At 51.7% G+C, this 17,041-nt stretch carries 15 protein-coding genes; 4 read left to right on the top strand and 11 right to left on the bottom strand.

The window, feature by feature from the left end; all coding sequences use genetic code 11:
• Window positions 1-48: 48 nt before the first annotated feature.
• The gene (locus BUB30_RS28635) at window positions 49-465 is read left to right on the top strand and encodes a nuclear transport factor 2 family protein (RefSeq protein ID WP_084138454.1); all 417 of its coding nucleotides are present in this window, start codon (window positions 49-51) and stop codon (window positions 463-465) included.
• Window positions 466-496: 31 nt separating this feature from the next.
• Here the strand turns inward: BUB30_RS28635 and BUB30_RS28630 are convergent, their stop codons facing one another.
• From BUB30_RS28630 to recQ, 10 genes are all read right to left on the bottom strand, one after another.
• Complete coding sequence (locus tag BUB30_RS28630) at window positions 497-910, bottom strand: DM13 domain-containing protein (RefSeq protein ID WP_084138453.1); 414 nt, start codon at window positions 908-910, stop codon at window positions 497-499.
• An 11-nt stretch (window positions 911-921) separates the two neighbouring features.
• Window positions 922-1,641, bottom strand: a complete 720-nt coding sequence (locus BUB30_RS28625; protein ID WP_073141544.1) for a hypothetical protein — start codon at window positions 1,639-1,641, stop codon at window positions 922-924.
• Window positions 1,642-1,737: 96 nt separating this feature from the next.
• Complete coding sequence (locus BUB30_RS28620; protein WP_073141542.1) at window positions 1,738-2,418, bottom strand: ClpP family protease; 681 nt, start codon at window positions 2,416-2,418, stop codon at window positions 1,738-1,740.
• Between the two features lie 4 nt (window positions 2,419-2,422).
• The gene (locus BUB30_RS28615) at window positions 2,423-2,692 is read right to left on the bottom strand and encodes a hypothetical protein (protein WP_143165127.1); all 270 of its coding nucleotides are present in this window, start codon (window positions 2,690-2,692) and stop codon (window positions 2,423-2,425) included.
• Window positions 2,673-3,224 (bottom strand): RNA polymerase sigma factor, encoded by a 552-nt coding sequence (locus BUB30_RS28610; protein ID WP_073141537.1) that lies wholly within the window; start codon window positions 3,222-3,224, stop codon window positions 2,673-2,675. The genes BUB30_RS28615 and BUB30_RS28610 overlap by 20 nt, the downstream gene beginning before the upstream one ends.
• 87 nt (window positions 3,225-3,311) lie before the next feature.
• Window positions 3,312-4,397: a zinc-binding metallopeptidase family protein gene (locus BUB30_RS28605; protein WP_073141535.1), complete on the bottom strand. Its 1,086-nt coding sequence runs from the start codon at window positions 4,395-4,397 to the stop codon at window positions 3,312-3,314.
• A gap of 142 nt (window positions 4,398-4,539) precedes the next feature.
• Window positions 4,540-5,022: a gliding motility lipoprotein GldH gene (locus BUB30_RS28600; RefSeq protein ID WP_073141534.1), complete on the bottom strand. Its 483-nt coding sequence runs from the start codon at window positions 5,020-5,022 to the stop codon at window positions 4,540-4,542.
• Window positions 5,019-6,467, bottom strand: a complete 1,449-nt coding sequence (ricT, locus tag BUB30_RS28595; RefSeq protein ID WP_394334010.1) for a PSP1 domain-containing protein — start codon at window positions 6,465-6,467, stop codon at window positions 5,019-5,021. The genes BUB30_RS28600 and ricT overlap by 4 nt, the downstream gene beginning before the upstream one ends.
• A gap of 40 nt (window positions 6,468-6,507) precedes the next feature.
• Window positions 6,508-7,794 carry a phosphoribosylamine--glycine ligase gene (purD, locus tag BUB30_RS28590; protein WP_073141530.1) on the bottom strand — a complete coding sequence of 429 codons (1,287 nt, stop codon included), beginning with the start codon at window positions 7,792-7,794 and terminating at the stop codon, window positions 6,508-6,510.
• A gap of 110 nt (window positions 7,795-7,904) precedes the next feature.
• Window positions 7,905-10,091, bottom strand: coding sequence for a DNA helicase RecQ (gene recQ, locus BUB30_RS28585; protein ID WP_073142445.1), 2,187 nt, complete (start codon window positions 10,089-10,091; stop codon window positions 7,905-7,907).
• Window positions 10,092-10,160: 69 nt separating this feature from the next.
• Between recQ and BUB30_RS28580 the strand changes: the two genes are divergently transcribed.
• The gene (locus tag BUB30_RS28580) at window positions 10,161-11,129 is read left to right on the top strand and encodes a KpsF/GutQ family sugar-phosphate isomerase (RefSeq protein ID WP_073141528.1); all 969 of its coding nucleotides are present in this window, start codon (window positions 10,161-10,163) and stop codon (window positions 11,127-11,129) included.
• 73 nt (window positions 11,130-11,202) lie between these two features.
• A complete protein-coding gene (locus BUB30_RS28575) occupies window positions 11,203-12,279 on the top strand; it encodes a mannose-1-phosphate guanylyltransferase (protein WP_073141526.1) in 1,077 nt (358 codons plus the stop codon).
• 95 nt (window positions 12,280-12,374) lie between these two features.
• Here the strand turns inward: BUB30_RS28575 and BUB30_RS28570 are convergent, their stop codons facing one another.
• Window positions 12,375-13,889, bottom strand: a complete 1,515-nt coding sequence (locus tag BUB30_RS28570; protein WP_073142443.1) for a M28 family peptidase — start codon at window positions 13,887-13,889, stop codon at window positions 12,375-12,377.
• A 234-nt stretch (window positions 13,890-14,123) separates the two neighbouring features.
• Here BUB30_RS28570 and gcvP point away from each other — a divergent pair, with 234 nt between their 5' ends.
• On the top strand, window positions 14,124-17,015 hold the full coding sequence (gene gcvP / locus BUB30_RS28565; RefSeq protein WP_073141524.1) for an aminomethyl-transferring glycine dehydrogenase: 2,892 nt from the start codon (window positions 14,124-14,126) through the stop codon (window positions 17,013-17,015).
• The last annotated feature ends 26 nt before the right edge of the window (window positions 17,016-17,041 follow it).

The raw sequence follows: 17,041 nt of genomic DNA, 5'->3' as shown, positions 1-17,041 counted from the left end.
TGAGCATTCGTCGATCCACTTTATATCAGTGCCTTCAAAAAATCAACAATGAAAGTCAGGCGCAGTTTCGTTCTGTGTATGATCTTTCTTTCGGCCTGCACCGACCGAAAGCAAGGGATCGAAAACGCAATGAAAAAGTATGACCGCCTCATCCTCCACGTCGACGCCGATTCTATTGCAGACTGCTTTATGCCGGACGGGAAATTAGGCACCGTTTCGGGTCGCGATTCCATCCGTGCTTTTTTGAAGAGGTTCGGCGATGTGAAAGTGCTTCAACAACGATCGTCGACAACCGCCATTGCTATGAAGGGGGATAGCGCACGGCAAGATGGCACCTATTTTCAGGAAGTGATTTTGAATGGCGACACGATTACAGCGACCGGAAAGTATACGGCCTCGTGGGTTTGGGACGGGGCACAAGGTTGGCTTTTAGAAAACATGGTCAACGTTCCCGACAAAAAATGATCGCCCGCAACCCCCAGCAAAAATTCAATTCCTATTTCAACTCGGCCCGGGCAAAAACGACCGTGTATTTCTCGCACCATACATGCACGTAGGGGTAAGCCGTCAGGTCGGTGTTTTTCGGAATGTCGTAGACCTGTTTTCCCATGGTTGATTTCAAATTCCCGAGGCGAATGTATTCGCCGGCGTCTATATCCTTGCTTAGGTATATTTTAAGATCCGGTCCGCTTTGTGACATGTAGGGATCCAAGACCACCTTACTATTGCCATTCAGGGTATAAATAGAAGCTGTGCCGGAGGCCGTGTGATTGATGCCTTCCAGCATCCCTTTCTTTATGAGCGTTGCGGCCGCGGTATCAAAATTATCATCCACCACCTCGGTGGGCGTCACCGCTTCGGGTTGACAAGACGCCAACGCAAAACACATCCAAAACCAGTATTTTTTCATGTTGTATGTTTTTAAAAGGAATAGGCTACTCCGATATTGGCCAAAAGCGATTTATTCCGGAAGCGGTCGTTGGCCTCTGGGTATTGTTGCACTTTGGTTTCGGTGGTGTATTCGGTGAACAGAAATTGAGCGCCCAACTTGGCTGACCACCTTTCGCGAACACGGTATCTAAAATACAACTCGGAATTCAGGCTTCCCCGGTCGTTGTCGCTCACGAGAAGAATGTTAAAGGGCGTTGGGGTGGCCGAAGTATTTTTGCCGCTGGCACCGTTCATGAAATTGCCCTGCTGACGTCCGCCAAAGGAAAAACCTAAAAGGTCGATGTTGAATCCAAAGGACATCCTTTCGCTCAACCGGTAGTCGAGGTTCAACATAACGTTCACCATATTCACTTGTGCAGTTTTCACCAGCAAACTGTCGATGTTGTCCACAATGTTCTCTTTGAAAAGAATGAGCGGACTTGTGCTTTCGGATGTCAGGCTGGCGGGTGCTGTAATGTAATAGAGATTCTTTCCCAGAAAGGACGTGGCGCGCCCACCTAAGCCAATGCCGATACGCTTCTTTGCCCCAATATGCCAATTCCTGAAATAAGAAATAGAGAAGCTGCCTCGATAGCTGCCCGCGGCAACACCAAGCTCTGCAAAATTCTGCCCGCCGGAAGAGGGCAAGACTTGTCCTTGCGCCATAAATGGGAACGCAAAGAGCAAAACAAAAACGTACGCTTTTTTCATGGCCGGGTTCTTTCATCAAATGTGAAAAACCCACGGGATATAGATTGTCAGCTTGCTGACGAACGTGTTGTTTCCAGAAAATTTTAGAATACCCGCCTAATTCTTATGATCAAGAAGATTGCCGACGCCGTTGGGTAATGCCGAAGGCTGAAAAAGTTTAACCTCAAACTCCGCGTTCTGCAACAACACTACATCGCTGGTGTCGCCCAACACCTCGTCGATGAGGCCGAAAGCTTTTGCTTCGGGGGCATTCAGGAACTTGTCGCGTAAAAAATATTCTTCGATCTCTTTCCAGGTGTGTCCGGAGTGTTTTCCCATGAGGTGGAACAACTGTGTTTGAAGACGCTCCTGCTCGCGGGTGGCAATGCGCACATCTTCGGTATATCCCTGTGCACCGCCGCCCGTAGGATGCATGTGGATGGTGGCGTGTGGCAAAGCTAACCGCTTCCCTTTGGCGCCCGACGCCAACAGCGCTGTTCCCATGCTTGCCGAAACGCCTACCGCTACGGTCGACACGGGTGCCTGGATCATTTGCATGGCGTCGTAGATGGCTAGCCCTGCATATACACTCCCTCCAGGACTATTAATGTAGAGGCTGATCTGGCTTTTCTGATCGATGCTGTTCAAATACAACAGCTGGGCCACGATGACATTGGCCACCGCATCGTTTATGCCCGTGCCCAGGAAGACAATTCTTTCTTTCAGCAGGAGACTGTAGATGTCATACACGCGTTCGCCTCTTCCGCTGTTGTCGATCACCATCGGGATCATGTTCATGCATTCAGGATTTAAAATGTTGAAAGATCTGTTTTTGAAAATCCGCTTTCGCGGGATGAGTGAACAGTCGCCGGTGGATGGCTTCCATTTCCGTCTTCACCATGTTTCGTTGTCGCAATGCCAGCACGCCGTATACCTTTTGCAGCAGATAAACATTCCAACGCAAAACGGGCTCGGTGATCAGCCTTGCCTGAAACACCAGCGACTCGCCGGGTTCCAAGGTTTTTTGTAGATGCTTTTCGCCCAGGCGAATCTCACTCAAGGAAGTCCTCATAAGAAATGGATTTATTTTTTACCTCATCCCTGACTTTCTCAAGACATTTGTATTTCTGCACCGTAGCCGAATGCACGGACCCAAAACCCAGTTTTTGCGCCAACGCCTGAAGCGGCATTTTTTCATAGTAGAAGGCCTGCAAAATATCGAGGCATTTTTTCCCGGTCTTCTCCAGCATCTGCAGCAACGTCAACGTATCGACGGTTGGATAATAATCTTCCGGTATCGCGATGGCTGCCTCCATGGCATCCAGCGAAATGTTACGGCCTGATGTTTTGAATCGCTTCAGCCAAAGATGTTTAGCGATGCCCAACACGTAGGCTTCGGGCGAAGATTGAATGCTGAACTCCTGCTCTCCCCGCTTCTCGTGAAAGATGACCAGGGCATCCTGAAAAATGTCTTTGGCATCTTCAAACGAACCGTTCATTTTGCCAACAAACCGGGCCACGCCCGGGAAGGCACTTTCATAGAGCGCCTCGAAGTCCATCGCTTCCCTACACGTGGTGGCGACAGGAATTGCCAATGCTTCCATAAAACCGTGTTTATTATATGTGCTCTAATAAAGGAATTTATCACCGTTTCCGGATGAATATTTTTTAGAAGCTTACGAAGGAAGATCTTAAGAGGTTACCGGCACTAGCTGAACGCTGGCCCGGCGCCTGACGGCCCGGCATACGGAATGGATAAAACTCAATTTTTCCACCACGGGTGGCGCAATCACAAAAGGATAAAAGTCGGGCTGCCCCATGCTGCGGTTCAGGCTGTTGGTGGCAATCGTTAACGGGACCCACATGTCGAGCACTTGTTTAAAGTCGACGATCGCAAACGGGTTGGACACATATTCGGCCGAAAGCACATCGTCACCGGGGTTGATGCGCATACCGAAAGCACATGCGGTTTCAACAGCGTCCATAATGTGCAGGTAGTGCGCCCAGGTCTCCGCCCAATCTTCCCAAGGGTGAGATCCGGCATAGGCGCTCACATAATGGTCAGCCCAATTCAGTGCGGGTCCATTCTGGTAGTGCAGGTTTAATGCCTCTGAATAATCCAGGCGCTCGTCACCAAACATTTCGCGGAAGCGCAGCAATCGCCTTTCGTTTGGTTCGATCAGGCGATCCCAATAGTAGTGGCCCGTTTCGTGACGGAAATGTCCGAGCAACGTGCGGTACATCTCTCCGAGTTTTTCACGCGTCCGTATGCGCCGGGCGTCATCGGCTTCGGAAATGTTTATGGTGATGCGGCCATGGTCGTGGCCCGTCATGATCTTTTCTTTCGTGCCCGCGTCCGCCAAAAAGTCGAACGTGAGACCGGGGCGATCTCCGTCTTTTTTTGTCAGATCGAACAGCCCCAGTTGAAGCAGCGTATAGACCAACCGGTGTTTTGCTATTTCAACTTTTTGCCAGCGTTGCCAATATTCGGGAATATTCAGGTCTGGGATGGTGTGATTCAATTGACAGGCTTCACAAAAGATGTCCTCCGACAGGGCCGGTAGCAACCAATTGCAGGTTTGATGTTCGGCATTGGCACAGTAGCGATAAGCGCGCCAGGGGTTCATCACGTCGACAAATACACCCAGGCCGGTCGGCCGCAACGTAACCATGTCCATGGCCTCGGAGGAGAACCCCAGCGCGTGTCTGCATTTTTCGCAGCGCGTGTTTTCAAAGTAGAGCAATTGCTGACAGGCGTGGCATCTGAAAAGTTTCATGGCTAAAAAAGGTTGTCTGCCTTTTATCCATGCAAAAGCAATGCAGCATTGTTAATCCCGAAATACGCTGCTGTGGGCTGGAAACAGGTTTGCCCATGGGGTAGCCATGCCTCGGGTTGTGACCTTTCGACCCCAGGAATATCTATTTTTCCGCCTCGGCTTTCTCGATGCGCAATCCCACGGCCGTGATGCCCTGAAGCGTGTCCATGCGCATAAATTGTTCGAACGTAACGGAATATTTGCCCGGCGTCTTAAACTGATAGTCCTTCAGCATGAGGAACTGGTGATCATACAGATCGCCGATGCCACTTTTGCCAAACGGCTTGCCGGTCTTGGCATCAAACAAAAATTCACCCATCAGGTTCTTTTGCACTTCGCGGCCGGAGGAGTCCTGGAGATAATAAGTGTAGAACAATCGCGCGTAGGGATACGACACGGTGTTCCGGATGTTGCCGTAGAGATTATACTTCTGTTGAACGTTAGAGATCTCAAATTCGAACTTCGGCTTTTCGTTCACCATCCATACGCGCTCGTTGAAGTCGGTATTTTGTTCGTATACCCGCTGGCTATCGCCACACGCCACCAACAACACCGCGATGACGCATGCTGCAAAAACTATTCTCATGACGGATTGCCGGGTTGATTACCATCCGGTTGATTACCCGGGCGTGGGGGACGATTGCCGCGATCGCGACCACCTCTGTTGTCACCACCCCGTGGATTATCACCACCCCCGCGTTGGCCCTCGCCACTGTTGCCACCACGCTGTCCGCGAGGATGATTCCGTCCGCGGTTACGGTGACCTCCTCCCTCGCCTCCTCCTTGTTTGGGACGTCCACCTTCGGGATTTCCTCCACCCTGGTTTTGGGGTCGCGGGCCGCCTTGCGGGTTTCCTCCACCGGGATTTTGAGGACGCTGGCCACCTTGTTGGTTGCCTCCGCGCGGTGCACCGGCATTGGCTTGGGGTGCGCTACCTTCCGGAGCGTTGCCACCACCGCCTCTTTTCTTTTTGCGTTTCTTGGACGACGACGACTTGCCTTTGAATTTCTGATCCATCCGGGCCAGGTCGCTGTTCAAGGTGGCCACGGGAATTTTTTCCGCCACCACATCCTGATCCAGGCTGGCCGGCTTTCTTCCTTCACGATTCATGCTCAGGATCTGGTTCACGCGGTCGATGTTGAGCGGATACCAGGTGTTCTCTTCCGTGAAGCCGAACCACATGATCTTTCTGAAAATGTCTGTCTTCTGCAGCGTCGCTTCTCCTTTTTCGGTGAGCAGCGGGCCTTCTATTTTGGGGATGTCTTCCAGGGCATCCATGTAGGTCTCCAGCTCATAGTTGAGGCAACACTTCAACCTTCCGCATTGGCCCGAAAGCTTGCTGGGGTTGAGGGAAAGATTCTGATAGCGCGCCGCGCTGGTCGCCACGTTCTTGAAATCGCTGAGCCAGGTAGAGCAGCACAATTCTCTTCCACACACACCGATGCCACCCAACCGTCCCGCTTCCTGGCGGAGGCTGATCTGCCGCATTTCTACGCGAATCTTAAATTCTCCGGCCAGGATCTTGATGAGCTCGCGAAAGTCCACCCGATCGTCGGCGGAATAAAAGAAAGTGGCTTTGATGTTGTCGGCTTGGTATTCGATGTCGGACAGCTTCATGTCCAACTTCAGGTCGCGGATGATCTCCCGGGTGCGGTAGAGTGTGGGGAGTTCGCGTTTTTTTACTTCTTCAAATTTCTCGAGGTCTTTCTGGTGGGCGAGGCGATAGATCTTTTTGATCTCCCCATCGTTGACCACTTTTTTCTTTTGCATTTGCAGGCGCACCAATTCCCCCTGCATCGACACATGGCCGATATGGTGACCGTTGGGCACTTCCACTACCACGGCGTCGCCGGTGGTGAGTTGAAGTTTTTCTGTATTGCGATGAAATTCCTTGCGACCGTTTTTAAACCGTACTTCAACAATGTTAAATCTATCTTCTGTCGGCGTGTCCATGTTCGACAGCCAATCAAATACGTTCATCTTGTTGCATCCACCGGTGCCACAGGCACCATTGTTTTTGCAGCCGGTCACGGTTCCACCTTTTGTTGTTCCACACGAGCATCCCATGACGTTATCCTTTATAGTTCATTAAATCCTGTCCAATGTCCTTACGGTAATAGAGTCCGTCCCATTCAATATGGGCGGCAGTTTGATAGGCTTGTTCGCGCGCTTCGTTAAGCGAGTTTCCCTTGCCCGACACGGCCAGCACACGGCCGCCGTCTGTCAATATACCTTCGCCATGTTTCTTTGTTCCAGCGTGAAACACGAGGGCCTTTCCATCTTTTTCGAGGCCTCGGATCACTTTTCCTTTTTCATAGTCGCCCGGGTAACCACCCGAAACCAACGCTATGGTTACTGCATGGTGTTCGTCTATCTCGATCTGCTTGCCTTTCATTTCGCCCTTGGCGGAAGCCACCAGCAGTTCTACCAGGTCGCTCTTGATCCGCGGCATGACCGCCTGGGTCTCCGGATCGCCCATGCGGGCGTTATATTCGATCACGAAGGGGTTGCCCCCCACGTTCATGATGCCCACAAAAATAAATCCTTTGTAGTCGATGCCTTCGTGGATGAGGCCAGCGATGGTGGGCTTTACCACTTCCTCTTCAATTCTTTTCATGAAGGCCGCGTCGGCAAATACGACCGGCGAAACCGCGCCCATCCCCCCGGTGTTGGGGCCCAGGTCGCCTTCGCCGATCCGCTTATAGTCTTTTGCTTCGGGCAGGATCACATAGTCCTTGCCGTCGGTGAGCACAAAAACGGAAAGCTCGATGCCGTTGAGGAATTCTTCGATGAGCACCTTGGCGCTGGCCTGGCCAAACCGCTTGTTGATGAGCATTTCCTTCACCACGGCCTTGGCTTCGCCCTGGCTGAGGCTAATGATCACGCCTTTGCCGGCGGCCAGCCCGTCGGCCTTGAGCACGATGGGGGGCTTGCAACTGGAGATATAATCAAAGGCCTGATCGAGATCGGAGGCCGAAAAGGTTCTTGCTTTGGCGGTGGGGATGTTGTGGCGGAGCATGAATTTCTTGGAGAAGTCCTTGCTGCCTTCCAGTTGGGCGCCCTGGGTGTCGGGGCCGACCATCAAAATAGGACGGAGGCTGGGATCGTTCTGGAAATAGTCGCGGATGCCTTTCACGAGGGGGCCTTCGGGGCCCACCACCACGAGTTGCACGTTGTTGGCGATGCAAAACTTGCCCAACGCGGCGAAATCGTCCACATCGATGGCTACATTTTCAGCAATGGAGGCAGTGCCGGCATTTCCGGGGGCTACGAAAATCTTTTCGCAAAGGGGACTTTGCCGGATTTTCCAAGCTAGCGCGTGTTCGCGACCACCATTACCAATCACCAGAATATTCATGGATTCAATTTCGGTTGAATCCCAAAGATAGCCGCGAAATCTTTGAAATAAAAAATCAATAAAAAACCTTCCGGCGTTGATTCCGGAAGGTCATTATATGGTGGGAACGCTTAATTGGCGTACTCCGACATGAACTTGATGCGCATCATCCGCACTTCCTCCTCCGAGTAATCGGCCATGGAGCCGTCGTTGAGGGCTTCGTCAAGGCTGTCGGTTTCGGCGTTCATGAAATAGTCGTGGATGTCGTCCTGCTTGTGGGCGTCGATCACCTGGTCTATATAATAGGTCAGGTTCAGCTTGGTGCCCGAGTAGCAGATGTTCTCGATCTCGGTGAGCAACTCCTCAAACGTGATCCGCGCCTTTTCGGCGATCTCCTCCAGGTCTACCTTGCGGTCGATCTGCTGGATGATGAGGATCTTTGTTTTTGACTTGTTGACCGACGATTTGATGACCACTTCGTTGGCCGTCTCGATCTCGTTTTCGTCTACATACTTCTGGATCACCTCCAGGAACTCGGCTCCGAACTTGTTCACCTTGCCCATGCCCACGCCGTTCACCTGGGCGAGATCGTCCTTGGTGGTGGGGTAGGTGGTGGCCATTTCTTCGAGCGACGGGTCCTGGAAGATCACGTACGGCGGAAGGCTCTTCTCCTTCGCCATCTTCTTGCGCAGGGTCTTCAGGATCTCGAACAGCTTCACGTCATACGCTTTGGTGTTGACGGGCTTGTCGTTCGATTCTTCTTCTTCGTCCACTTCCGTGGTGAAGTCGTGGTCGCGGGCCAGTTCGATGGCATGCGGCTTCTTCAAAAATTTCTCGCCCCGCTCGGAGATCTTCAGCGCTCCGATGTTGTCGATGTCTTTTTCGAGGTATTGATAGATCAGCGTTTGGCGGATGACCGACTTCCAATAGTCGGCGTCCTCATCGGCTCCCTTGCCGTAGACGGCGAGGTCGAAGTGACCATAGCTTTTCACGTATTCGTCTTCCACACCACGGATCACGTTCACGAGGTGGTTCAGGCCGAAGCGTTCGTTGGTTTGCTTCACAGTTTGCAGCACGAGCTTCACAGCTTCGGTGCCGTCGAAACGTTCGCGGGGATGTACGCAGTTGTCGCACATGCCGCAGTTCTCTTGTGTATACTCTTCGCCGAAATAGTGCAGCAATTGTCTTCTGCGACAAACGGGTGATTCGGCGTAGTATTCCATCTCCTGCAACAAGATGCGCGCATTCTCGCGTTCTTGTACGGGCTTATCTTTGTTGAACTTTTCGAGCTTGTTCAGGTCGTTATGACTGTAGAACATTAAACAAAGTCCTTCCAATCCATCGCGACCGCCACGGCCGGTTTCTTGATAATATCCTTCCAGCGATTTGGGAACATCATAGTGCACCACAAAACGAACATCGGGTTTGTCGATGCCCATGCCAAAGGCGATGGTGGCCACGATGATGTCTACTTCTTCATTCAGGAAGTCGTCCTGGTTCTTCATACGCACGTCGGGATCGAGACCGGCGTGATAGGGAGCGGCTTTGAAGCCGTTCACATTCAACAGTTGGGCGATCTCTTCCACCTTCTTGCGGCTGAGGCAATAGATCACACCGGACTTGCCTTTGTGATCTTTCAGGAATTTGATGAGCTGCTTCTTGGTCTCTTTCTTGGGACGTACTTCGTAGTAGAGGTTCTTGCGATTAAAAGAAGAGATGAACACATCGGCTTCTTCCATCTGCAGGTTCTTCTGAATGTCCAACTGAACCTTTGGCGTGGCCGTCGCGGTGAGAGCGATCACGGGCATATCGCCGAGGTTTTGGATCATGGTTTTGATCTTCCGGTATTCCGGACGGAAGTCGTGTCCCCATTCAGAAATACAGTGCGCTTCGTCGATGGCTACAAAAGCGACGTTAACCTTCTTGAGAAAGTCTATCGTCTCTTCTTTGTTGAGCGACTCAGGGGCTACATAGAGTAGCTTCACGACGCCGTTCATACAATCCTTCTTCAATCGGGTGATCTCGCCTTTGCTGAGGGTTGAGTTCAGGAAGCGTGCGTTGACTCCGTACGCATTCATTTGATCGACCTGGTTTTTCATCAACGCGATGAGCGGTGAGATAACAATGGCCAATCCTTCTCTGAGCATGGCGGGAAGTTGGTAGCACAGTGACTTACCAGCGCCGGTGGGCATAATGACGAATGTATTCTTTCCATCCAGCAAATTCCGAATGATCGTCTCTTGATTTCCGCGGAACTGGCTGTAACCGAATATTTCTTTTAATCTCTCTTTGAGTGCATCTTTCTCTTCGACCAACATCATACTATCTTGATAAGAACCTAAAATTGTATCTTTGTCCATGTAGACAAAGCTAACTTTGAAAAGGAATTGAATTTAGTAAAAAATATCAAAAAAATTGCACGAGATGTATTAATAAATGAATCTCTGGCAATCCAACAACTCACCAATTTTATCGACGACAATTTCGAAGCCTGCGTGAAAGAAATTTATTCCGCAAAAGGCCGCGTTGTCATTACAGGCGTTGGCAAAAGTGCCATTGTAGCCAATAAAATTGTTGCCACGCTAAACTCCACGGGAACCCCTGCGCTCTTCATGCATGCTGCTGATGCAATACATGGTGATCTTGGAATGATACAATCGGAAGATATTGTGATTTGTATCTCTAAAAGCGGTAACACGCCGGAGATCAAAGTGCTGGTCCCGTTACTCAAACGTAGAGGATCAAAGCTTGTTGCCCTGGTGAGCAATGTAAATTCATATCTGGGTCAGCAAGCCGATTTCATTTTAAATGCAACGATTGCAGAAGAAGCGTGTCCCAACAATCTCGCACCGACCACGAGCACCACGGCCCACATGGCGTTGGGTGATGCACTTGCCATTTGTTTACTTGATCTTCGTAATTTTACGGCCCGCGATTTTGCCGAATACCATCCCGGTGGTTCGCTGGGCAAACAATTGTATTTAAAAGTATCTGATATCTATCTTCATAACGAGCTACCGCTTGTAGGTCCCGATGCACCGCTGAAGGACGTAATCATCGAAATTTCATCCAAAAGGCTCGGTTGCACCGCCGTGGTGGACCACGACAAAAATTTGCAGGGCATCATCACCGATGGCGATTTGCGCCGGATGCTGGAGAAAAGCACCAGCTTGCAGGATGTCAAGGCCCGTGACATTATGACACGCTCGCCTAAAAAAATTGAAAAAGATGAATTTGCGGCCAAAGCCTTACATGACATGCAGGAAGCCGGCATTACACAACTGGTGGTGATGGACGGCGAGAAAATAGCCGGATTTGTTCATTTGCATGATCTTTTAAAAGAGGGAATTGTTTAAAATACATGAAAAGACTTTCAAAAGATTCTGCGACTAACGTTTTTTGCAAAACCTATTACATCTCATTAACTAAATGAACCATAACTTATTCGTAGTGCTGATGGCCGGCGGCGTAGGCGTTCGCTTCTGGCCTTACAGCCGAAATTCCAAACCAAAGCAATTTCTGGATGTACTGGGCACAGGGAAGACCCTTCTGCAATCGACTTTCGACCGCTTTGTCCCGCTCTGCCCGATCGAGAACATATACGTAGTCACCCACGAAGAACATGCGGCACTGGTGCGGGAACAACTCCCCCAATTAAGCGACGACCAAATCCTGGCAGAACCCATGCGCAAGAACACCGCCCCGTGTATTGCCTATGCCAGCTATAAGATCGCGTTAAAGAACGAAAACGCCGTGATCGTGGTCACACCCTCCGATCACCTGATCATGATGGAGGAGGTTTTCCAGGATGTCATCAAAAAAGCTGCCGATATGGCCCAAGGCCAGGACAAGCTCATGACACTGGGCATCACCCCCACCCGTCCGGAGACCGGCTATGGCTATATTCAATATCATACTGAAAAGAACTTTGCCAAGAAAGTAAAGACCTTCACCGAGAAGCCGGAATTGTCGCTGGCCAAAAAATTCCTGGAGAGCGGCGACTTCGTTTGGAATTCGGGCGTGTTCATCTGGGGCGCCAAGGCCATCACCACCGCCTTCCACCAATACCTTCCCGAAATGGCCGAAGTATTTGACGAGGTGCGCCCGAAGCTGGGAACACCCGAAGAAAAAGAAGCTATCCTGGGCGCCTATTCCCAATGCAAAAACGTGTCGATCGACTACGGCATCATGGAAAAGGCCAAGAACGTCTATGTATGCCTGGGCAACTTCACATGGTCCGACCTGGGCTCGTGGGCTTCCATCCACGAAATTTCGGCTAAGGACGAAAACAACAACGTGATCAATGCCAACGCGCATACCTACGACACACGCAATTGCATCATCAAAGGATCGCCCGACAAGCTCATCGTCGTGCAAGGCCTCAACGGCTACCTGATCGGCGAATTCGGGAATGTGATCATTGTGGTGGAGAAAGATAAAGAAGAGCAATTCCGGAAGTTCGTCAACGACATCAAGGCGAAGCCAAACGCTCAAGACTACATTTAACATCCGGGTGGATCTATAGGCTAGCCCTTCATGGACTGGCTAGCCTATAGCTGACCGCCGTCGGTCAACTGTCCAGTTCCCCGCCCGATCGGCCTCTATTTCTTATCTGGCTTGATGCGCGCGTCGCGATTCACAATCTCCCATGCCGTATAAAAAATACACTGCACGCGTTTCGTGAGGAGATCGAACTCGATCTTGTCCACGTCGTCGCTGGGCTGATGATAGTCTTCGTGGATGCCGTCGAAATAGAAAATGACGGGGATGTTATTCTTGGCAAAGTTCCAATGATCGGAACGATAGTACAGCCGGTCCGGGTGGTTTACATCGTTGTAGGTGTAGTCGAACACCAGATTGAGGTATGCTTTGTTGGTCGCTTCGCTCAGGGTGTGGAGTTCAGTGGAGAGTTTGTCGGCACCGATCACATAGAGGTAGGGCGGGCTGTTTTTATGTTGGGGATCTTTGCGACCGATCATGTCGATGTTCAGATCGACAACCGTATTGGCGAGGGGAAACACGGGGTGTTGCGTGTAGTAGTCCGATCCGAATAATCCTTTCTCTTCCCCCGTCACGGTCATGAACAAAATGCTTCGACGTGGGCCGTGACCTTCTTTCTTTGCTTGCGAAAAAATTCTGGCCAGTTCCATCACGGCTACGGTCCCCGAACCGTCGTCGTCGGCACCGTTGTTGATGCGGTCGCCGGTGCCTGTCGTTTTCACACCCACGTGGTCGAAATGGGCGGTGATCACCACGACTTCCTCTTTTTTGTCAGTACCCTCCAGATAGCCGAGCACATTCTCTGTTTTCACAGTTTCGATGTCGGTGGAAACTTTAAAGGTGAACTCGGAGGGCTTGATCTTCTTCAAGGCGTTCTTCTCGGGTGCGGCCGCGGCAGCCTTTTTCAGCTTGTCTATGCTCATGCCAAAGAGCTTGTCGACGACCTGGGGTGAAACAATGAACAGTCCAACCCTGGGATTTTCTTCCGATGCCGGTCTGGAAAGCGTGAGGCTTCCCTTGCTGAAGTTTTTGAACTGGGTCGACAAGGTCGCGAAGTCCTCTTTTGTTTTGGTGTTGCTGACCAGGATCACTTTGGCCCCTTTGGCCCGCGCCAGGGATACACCCCTGTTGCCGGTGAGCCATTCGTTTTCGGTGAACAAGAGCACAGCCTTGTCTTTAACATCCACCTGGTTGAAGTCGGCCTCGGTGGCATTGCCCACAAACACCAGCGGCAGCGTCACTTCGCCCCCGCTGTTGCCCAGGCCATAGTGAGCGATTTCCTTAAAATTGTCGAACCGGTCCTTGCCGATCTTGACATACGTCTCCCCCGGGGTGGTGGTGTAGAGGCTGATGGGTTGCAGGTAGTTGCCATTTACCGGGCCGGCCAGGCCGATGTCTTCAAAATGCGCCTGAATGAAGGCGGCAGCCATTTTCTGACCCCGTTTTCCGGTTTCCCTGCCTTCCATGAAATCGGAGGCCAGGATGGTCAGGTTTTCTTTGAGGATTGCCGTGCTGATGGTATTGCCAAACTTCTGAGCAACCGAATCCTGCCCCGACACGTGGAAAGTGCCGGCAATCAGTGCAAATCCCAGCAAGACCTTGAATTTCCTATTCATCACTGTTTGAACTTTAGTAAACAAGGGGTGAAGATGCGTCCGTTTCAGGAAACCGGCAAATGGCATTATGGGAATGGCGCGACAACAAACCTTTGCTCTGGCCAGGGCTAGGAATCTTTTTTCAAGGATGACAAAGCCGCTGTTAATTGTGTAATTACTGAATTACCTTTGTGCTCAAATTGTTATTGGTATTCCTGTATAAAAACTCATTAACCTATTGAAAATCATAGTTCCATGAAAATAGACTCACTGTATACAGAAAAATTTGAAAGCCGGCACATCGGCCCCGACGCGCACCAGGTGGAAGAGATGTTAAAGGTGATCAAGGCACCTTCCATCGATGCCCTGATCGACCAGACCATTCCGGCGGGCATCCGTTTGAAAAAACCGTTGTCGCTAGCCCCTGCCAAGTCTGAATACCAGTTTCTACAGGAGTTCAAAGCCATTGCTTCCAAGAACAAGGTCTATAAATCCTTTATCGGCATGGGGTACTACAACACCATCACGCCGGGCGTAATCCTGCGCAACATTCTTGAGAATCCAGGATGGTATACCGCCTACACCCCCTACCAGGCAGAGATCGCCCAGGGCCGGTTGGAGGCGCTGATCAACTACCAAACCATGATCATCGACCTGACGGGCATGCAAATCGCCAATGCCTCGCTGCTCGACGAGGGCACGGCCGCAGCCGAAGCTATGCACCTCATGCTGGCGTCGCGCAAAACGTCGCGTAAGAATGCCAATCGCTTCTTTGTTGACCAGCACACCTTCCCCCAAACCATCGACGTACTGAGAACGCGCGCCACACCCATCGGCGTAGAATTGGTGGTGGGCGATGTGAGCACGCTGGACATCACGGATCCTTCCCTCTTTGCCGTATACATTCAAAACCCCGCCGATAGCGGTGCGGTGAAAGACTATACTTCCTTTATTCAATCGGCTCACGAAAAAGACATCTTTGTCGTGGTCGGTTCCGATCTCATGAGCTTGCTGCTGATGAAATCGCCCGGCGAAATGGGAGCCGACGTTGTGGTGGGCTCGAGCCAGCGTTTTGGTGTCCCCATGGGATTTGGTGGCCCGCATGCCGCCTTCTTTGCCACCAAGGACGAATTCAAACGCCAGATGCCCGGTCGCATCATCGGCGCTTCCATCGACGCATCGGGCAATCCCGGCTACCGCATGGCATTGCAAACCCGCGAGCAACACATCCGCCGCGAAAAGGCAACCTCTAATATCTGTACCGCACAAGTACTATTGTCGGTCATGGCCGGCATGTATGCCGTGTATCACGGACCCGACGGCTTGCGCAAGATCGCTTCCCGCATTCATGGTCTGACCAAATCCCTCGACACTGGTCTGAAAGCACTGGGCGTGAAACAAGAAAATGAACATTTCTTCGACACCCTGAAGGTGACCGTGGCCGACGCCAAGGCGGTGAAACAGGAAGCCGAGAAGCGCGGTGTCAACTTCCGCTACTTCGCTGACAACCATGTGGGCATTTCCTTTGACGAAACGTCAGTAGCCGCCGATGTGCACACGATTTTGGAGATCTTCGCCTCAGCCCAATCCAAGAAGACCTCGGTCGTCTCGGTGAATGGGCAGGAGATGAGCTGGCCTGCATCGCTCGTGCGGAAGTCGGCCTACCTCACGCACCCGGTGTTTAACATGCACCACTCCGAACACGAAATGCTGCGCTACATCAAGCGCCTTGAAAATAAAGATCTCTCCATGGTGCATTCCATGATCTCTTTGGGATCGTGCACGATGAAGCTGAATGCCACGGCAGAGATGATCCCCGTCACCTGGCCCGAACTCGGCAACATCCATCCGTTCGCGCCGGCCGACCAAACCCTGGGCTACCAGGAAATGATCGGCAGCCTCGAAAATTCATTGAAAGAAATCACAGGCTTCACCGGTGTTTCGCTTCAACCCAACAGCGGCGCGCAAGGCGAATATGCGGGTTTGATGGTGATCCGTGCCTATCACGTAGACCGCGGCGAAGGACATCGCAACATTTCACTGATCCCCGCATCCGCCCACGGCACCAACCCTGCCAGCGCAGTGATGGCGGGTATGGAGGTCGTTGTGGTGAAGTCGGATGAAGAAGGGAAAATTGATGTAGCCGATCTGAAAGCAAAGGCCGCTCAATATAAAGACAAGTTGTCGTGCCTCATGGTGACCTACCCCTCGACACACGGCGTGTTCGAAGAGGCCATCACCGAGATTTGTGAAACCATTCACCAACACGGTGGACTGGTCTACATGGACGGCGCCAACATGAACGCCCAGGTAGGTCTCACATCGCCCGCCAATATCGGCGCAGATGTTTGTCACTTGAACCTGCACAAAACGTTCTGTATCCCGCACGGTGGCGGTGGACCTGGCATGGGCCCGATCTGCTGCAACGATAAACTGAAGCCCTACCTGCCCGGACACGCCGTGGTAAAGACCGGAGGCAACAAAGCCATTCATGCGGTGTCCGCAGCGCCCTGGGGCAGCGCCAGCATTCTGACCATTTCGTATGCCTACATCGCGATGATGGGCGCAGACGGGTTGACGAATGCTACCAAGTATGCCATCCTCAATGCCAACTACATCAAAGCCCGCCTCGAAAGCGAATACAAGATCTTGTACACCGGCACCAACGGCCGCTGCGCCCACGAGATGATCGTTGACTGCCGCGACTTCAAGAAAGCCGGCGTCGAAGTAGAGGACATTGCAAAACGCTTGATGGACTATGGCTTCCACGCCCCCACCGTTTCCTTCCCGGTAGCCGGCACGTTGATGATCGAGCCCACCGAAAGCGAACCGAAAGAAGAGTTGGACCGCTTTGTTGACGCACTCATTCAAATCCGCAAAGAGATCCGCGAAGTGGAAGAAGGCAAAGCCGACAAAGAGAACAACGTGCTGAAGCATGCGCCCCACACCGCAGCCGTGATTACCGCCGACGACTGGACCCGTCCCTACAGCCGTCAAAAGGCAGCCTATCCGCTGCCGTTTGTGAAAGAGGCGAAGTTCTGGCCCAGTGTTAGCCGCGTAGACAATGCCTATGGCGATCGCAACCTCGTCTGCAGCTGTTTGCCGATGGAAGAATATGAAAAGAAAGAAGAGATCGTGGGTGCTTAAGCATCGAACCGAATAAAATAAAAAAG

Source organism: Chryseolinea serpens, assembly GCF_900129725.1.
GTDB lineage: Bacteria > Bacteroidota > Bacteroidia > Cytophagales > Cyclobacteriaceae > Chryseolinea > Chryseolinea serpens.
Note: the sequence above shows the minus strand (reverse complement) of the source record. Positions and strands in the feature narration are given on the sequence as shown.

Coding starts and splice junctions, on each gene's coding strand:
- BUB30_RS28600 (WP_073141534.1), bottom strand. CDS start 5,022: ATGAGAATAGTTTTTGCAGCATGCGTCATCGCGGTGTTGTTGGTGGCG.
- gcvP (WP_073141524.1), top strand. CDS start 14,124: ATGAAAATAGACTCACTGTATACAGAAAAATTTGAAAGCCGGCACATC.
- recQ (WP_073142445.1), bottom strand. CDS start 10,091: ATGTTGGTCGAAGAGAAAGATGCACTCAAAGAGAGATTAAAAGAAATA.
- purD (WP_073141530.1), bottom strand. CDS start 7,794: ATGAATATTCTGGTGATTGGTAATGGTGGTCGCGAACACGCGCTAGCT.
- BUB30_RS28620 (WP_073141542.1), bottom strand. CDS start 2,418: ATGAACATGATCCCGATGGTGATCGACAACAGCGGAAGAGGCGAACGC.
- BUB30_RS28610 (WP_073141537.1), bottom strand. CDS start 3,224: ATGGAAGCATTGGCAATTCCTGTCGCCACCACGTGTAGGGAAGCGATG.
- BUB30_RS28630 (WP_084138453.1), bottom strand. CDS start 910: ATGAAAAAATACTGGTTTTGGATGTGTTTTGCGTTGGCGTCTTGTCAA.
- BUB30_RS28625 (WP_073141544.1), bottom strand. CDS start 1,641: ATGAAAAAAGCGTACGTTTTTGTTTTGCTCTTTGCGTTCCCATTTATG.
- BUB30_RS28570 (WP_073142443.1), bottom strand. CDS start 13,889: ATGAATAGGAAATTCAAGGTCTTGCTGGGATTTGCACTGATTGCCGGC.
- BUB30_RS28575 (WP_073141526.1), top strand. CDS start 11,203: ATGAACCATAACTTATTCGTAGTGCTGATGGCCGGCGGCGTAGGCGTT.
- BUB30_RS28605 (WP_073141535.1), bottom strand. CDS start 4,397: ATGAAACTTTTCAGATGCCACGCCTGTCAGCAATTGCTCTACTTTGAA.
- BUB30_RS28615 (WP_143165127.1), bottom strand. CDS start 2,692: ATGAGGACTTCCTTGAGTGAGATTCGCCTGGGCGAAAAGCATCTACAA.
- BUB30_RS28635 (WP_084138454.1), top strand. CDS start 49: ATGAAAGTCAGGCGCAGTTTCGTTCTGTGTATGATCTTTCTTTCGGCC.